The 3709-nt window shown below is 65.6% G+C and carries 4 protein-coding genes and 1 tRNA gene; 3 read left to right on the plus strand and 2 right to left on the minus strand.

Going from position 1 to position 3709, the window contains the following annotated elements:
- Positions 1–826 (plus strand): site-specific integrase (locus tag MJ797_RS16420; protein ID WP_239335778.1); only part of this gene is annotated, 826 nt, incomplete at its 5' end.
- A gap of 85 nt (positions 827–911) precedes the next feature.
- Here MJ797_RS16420 and MJ797_RS16425 read toward each other — a convergent pair.
- A tRNA-Ile gene (locus tag MJ797_RS16425) sits at positions 912–985 on the minus strand.
- Between the two features lie 276 nt (positions 986–1261).
- Between MJ797_RS16425 and MJ797_RS16430 the strand changes: the two genes are divergently transcribed.
- Positions 1262–1780, plus strand: a complete 519-nt coding sequence (locus MJ797_RS16430) for a PepSY domain-containing protein (RefSeq protein ID WP_239335780.1) — start codon at positions 1262–1264, stop codon at positions 1778–1780.
- A 223-nt stretch (positions 1781–2003) separates the two neighbouring features.
- Positions 2004–2573 carry a hypothetical protein gene (locus MJ797_RS16435; RefSeq protein WP_239335782.1) on the plus strand — a complete coding sequence of 190 codons (570 nt, stop codon included), beginning with the start codon at positions 2004–2006 and terminating at the stop codon, positions 2571–2573.
- Here MJ797_RS16435 and MJ797_RS16440 read toward each other — a convergent pair.
- Complete coding sequence (locus MJ797_RS16440; RefSeq protein ID WP_239335784.1) at positions 2568–3155, minus strand: DUF1353 domain-containing protein; 588 nt, start codon at positions 3153–3155, stop codon at positions 2568–2570. The two genes, MJ797_RS16435 and MJ797_RS16440, sit on opposite strands and share 6 nt — an antisense overlap.
- Positions 3156–3709: the final 554 nt, after the last annotated feature.

Below are 3709 nucleotides of genomic sequence, written 5' to 3' on the forward strand. Positions count from 1 at the left end.
CATCCTGAGCCGGGCGCTAAAAGTCGCCGTCCAGCGGGGCAAGGTCACCCGCAACGTCTGCACCCTGGTGGATGCCCCCTCCGTCCACCGGGACGAGGTGCAACCGCTGACCGCTGGACAGGCACGCCACGTCCTGACGCTCGCGGTCACCCGGCCGAACGGGGCGCGCTGGTCGGTGGCGGTGGCGCTTGGGCTGCGTCAGGGTGAGGCGCTCGGTCTGCCGTGGGACGCGGTCGACCTGGACGCCGGGACGTTGACCGTGCGGCAGGCGCTGCAACGTCGGCCCTGGCAGCACGGCTGCGGTGACGATCCGTGCAAACGGAAGCGGGGCGGGAACTGTCCGAAGCGGCACGGCGGTGGGTTCGTCATCGTCCGGCCGAAGAGCCGGGCCGGCCGGCGCACGATCACCCTTCCGGCTCCGCTGGTCACCGCGTTGCGCGCCCACCGGAAACGTCAGGATGCCGACCGGGCCACGGCCGGGAACCTCTGGGACAACGAACACGGGCTGGTGTTCACCAGGACGGACGGGCATCCGATCGACCCGGCGGCGGACTGGCGGGAATGGAAAACCCTCGCCAAGGCGGCCGGTGTGGCTGCCGCACGGCTGCACGACGCCCGCCACACCGCGGCGAGTCTCCTGCTGGCACAGGGCGTGCCGGCCCGGGTCGCGATGGAGATTCTCGGCCATTCGCAGATCGGTCTGACGCTGGGGACCTACAGTCACGTCGCGCCGGAGCTGCGTACCGATGCGGCAGCCCGGATGGGGGAGGCGCTGTGGGGCTCCGACGACCGCGACGCCAGCGGGGGAGGTGAGACCACGCTGTGACACTTTGGCTGCCAGTCTGGCTGCCAGGGTAGATCACCAATCATAGAAAAGATCGTCTACGGGCCTGTGACCTGCACAGATACTGTGGGGCGGGTGGGACTCGAACCCACGACCGACGGATTATGAGTCCGCTGCTCTAACCGACTGAGCTACCGCCCCGTAACCGGCATGCCGGTCACACCAACCGTACCGGTGGCTGGCGCCGACGGTGGTGAGCATATCCGTTGCCAGCGACCCGGATGCGGTCGTCTTCCCGCTGGCTCCGTAGGGGCCCGGTGCAACGGTGGGGTCCGGTGCAACGGATGGCGGCTGATCCATCGGAGCGTCCGACAGGTATGTCACAGGTGCGCCCCAGTGTTTCGACAGCTCCCGATCGGAAGGTGAGCAGCACGGTCACCAACCTGGTGGCCACGAGCCAAGGAGATCGTGCTAGCCATGACCGACGATCAGATGGCCGGTCGGAACAGAAGCCGGAAAGGACTCGCCTGGGCAGCGGGTCTGGTGACGGCGGGGGCTCTCATCGGTGGCGTGTTGGCCGGCGCCACCAGCGCCTCCGCCGCCACCGAGACCTCCTCTCCACCGGTGACCGCCGCGGCGGACGCCGGTTCCGCCACCCCAGCGGTCCCCGGTAACTCCGGCGGTCAGCCTCAGAACAAAGATCAGTTCAAGGGCTGGGATGGTGCGGCGCCGGTACGCGGTGACGAGAAACAGCTGACCGGCACCGACGCGGAGAAGGCGCGTGCGACGGCACTGCAGGCCGTTCCCGGTGGCACGGTCTACCGGGTCGAAACCGACGCCGGTGATGCCCAGTACGAGGCACACATGAAGAAGGCTGATGGTTCACTCGTCACGGTCAAGCTAGACAAGAATTTCGCTCTTATCAAGGTCGAGGACGGGATGGGCGCTGGAGATCCAGCTCCATCCGGTCGGGGTGGTCCGCGGAAAAGCGGCTGACGTAAACCTCCAGCGTGCGGGCTACCGCGCCTGACGTCGGGGCGGTTACGCGTTTATTCGTTCGATGCGTGACCGCCCCGCACCGCTCGTTGGCCGAATTCGGGCCGGCCGGCCGGCTGGCTCTCCGGCCGGCCGGCTCTTCGTCCGGCCGGGTGTTTATCCCGCTGTATAGCGGCTTGCCGCGCGTTCGCGTTCATGGCTGAACGGATCTACTCTGGCGGGTATGAGCATCACAACTGAGGCCGCACCGACAACGGCTCATCGAGGTACACCCGCGCCTGTCAGCGACGCGCATGCGTTTTTGATCACCATGCCCGGCGCTGAGGCTGCGGCCGAGCCGCTGCCAGCGGCCAATCCCTACCAGCGGCCAGCGGCTGTCCAGCGGGTCGCGGCGCGGTCCCGCAGCTCACTCATCCGCCGTGTCCTGGCCGCGAGGGCGGCGCTGCCGCGGTTGTGGGCTCTGGTGATGGTGACCGGTTTCCTCGCCGCTGGGGCGATCGAGCCGGTACCGGACGGTCCTGATCCGGTTGTGCCCGCCTGGATCGCAGCCATCGGTGATGTGACCTTGCTGATTCTCCTCGTCGCCGTCGTGCTGCTGCTCGCCGGTCAGCGTGCCGGGTATGGGCTGTCCACGTACGGAAGCGCTGGCCTTGTTCTGCTGGCGGCGTTGTGTCCGGCCACTGGCCACCATGTACTGGCGCCGTGGTGGTTCGGCCAGCTGGCCATCACCGTGGGGCTGCTCGCCGGATCCCTTGCGCTGCGCTCTCGGGCGGCCCGTTCCCCGGCGCTATGACGACGTCCATGGAAATGACGGGCGGTTGATCTTTTTTGCTGGTTCTTCTGCTGCCCGCCAGCTACTGTTGATCTTTAGTATGACAAAGATGACGGATTCGGCGAGGTAGAAGACGCCGAGTGCGATCAGGACGATGAGACCGGGAATGAAGATAAAAAGCAAGCCAGGAACAAGGACGGCGATAAATGCGGCTAACTGGCTGAAACCGGGGCGCCACAGGGTGGAAATTCCTGACTTGCGGGTGGCCGCGAGCCTGACCGCCCCCCACATGAGCCACCGCCGTAAGAAGGGCACGTTTAGTTCACGCATTGCGCGCCGGAAGATCCCGTCCGCGTCGGCACGCTCAATGCCGCCACGGTCGGCCAGTTCCCAGAGCCAGTCATGCAGGATGGCAGCCTTGGTGTAACGTCCGTATCTGGGTATGAGCCAGGTGAAGATCTGTGGCACCGACGCAAAGTCGGTTACGAACCCCTTCTCCACGGTGAACAGCTGTTTGTTGCCCTGATATACGACTGCTTTCAGGAGCCGCCAACGCACCTCGTCGAGCTCTTCGACGACAACACCGCAGCTGACAAATGGCATTGGCTCCCCCGTTTCTGCCTGAAAGTGCCTGATTAATAACGGAAAGTGGCGGTATAGCTGACCGCGACGCGCCGTATGCGGCACGTGTTGCCCGTTATAGTGTTTCCTTCCCGATTCTCGGCGTCCCGCTGCCTGTCAGCTGGGAGCTGTTCATTGAACTGTCCGCACCCGGCTGTACCGGCTTCTGGTCTGCCGAGGCCGACGGTACTGGCAGGATTATCCCCCTGGCGTTTGCTTTGTGCCAGTACTACAGCGAAAGTGGCAGCATCGTGGTCTCGATGAGTGCCCGGCCATGTCGATGAGCGCCCGGCCATACAGCCGGGCTCCTTTCAGCCATCGGCAGCGGAACAGGTTTCCCGGCGTTCTTGTCGACCATGTCCGCGGGCGTGTCGACCGCGAGCGCGGATGGACTTTCATGGTCAGAAATTCCCGCCGGACCACCGCTGCGCCGGTGACGGCGAAGCGTCCCGCGACCGCTGTGCGCCGATGGCCTGGCCATCGTCCAGATGTTGATCTAAAATCTTTTTGCGGTAAGAGCGCCCGGCAATAGGGGT

It is taken from the genome of Protofrankia sp. CiP3 (assembly GCF_917627345.1).
Classification (GTDB): domain Bacteria; phylum Actinomycetota; class Actinomycetes; order Frankiales; family Frankiaceae; genus Protofrankia.

Bases quoted from the DNA above. Each gene is read 5' to 3' on its own strand.
- MJ797_RS16435 (WP_239335782.1), top strand. From the start codon at position 2,004: ATGAGCATCACAACTGAGGCCGCACCGACAACGGCTCATCGAGGTACA.
- MJ797_RS16430 (WP_239335780.1), top strand. From the start codon at position 1,262: ATGACCGACGATCAGATGGCCGGTCGGAACAGAAGCCGGAAAGGACTC.
- MJ797_RS16440 (WP_239335784.1), bottom strand. From the start codon at position 3,155: ATGCCATTTGTCAGCTGCGGTGTTGTCGTCGAAGAGCTCGACGAGGTG.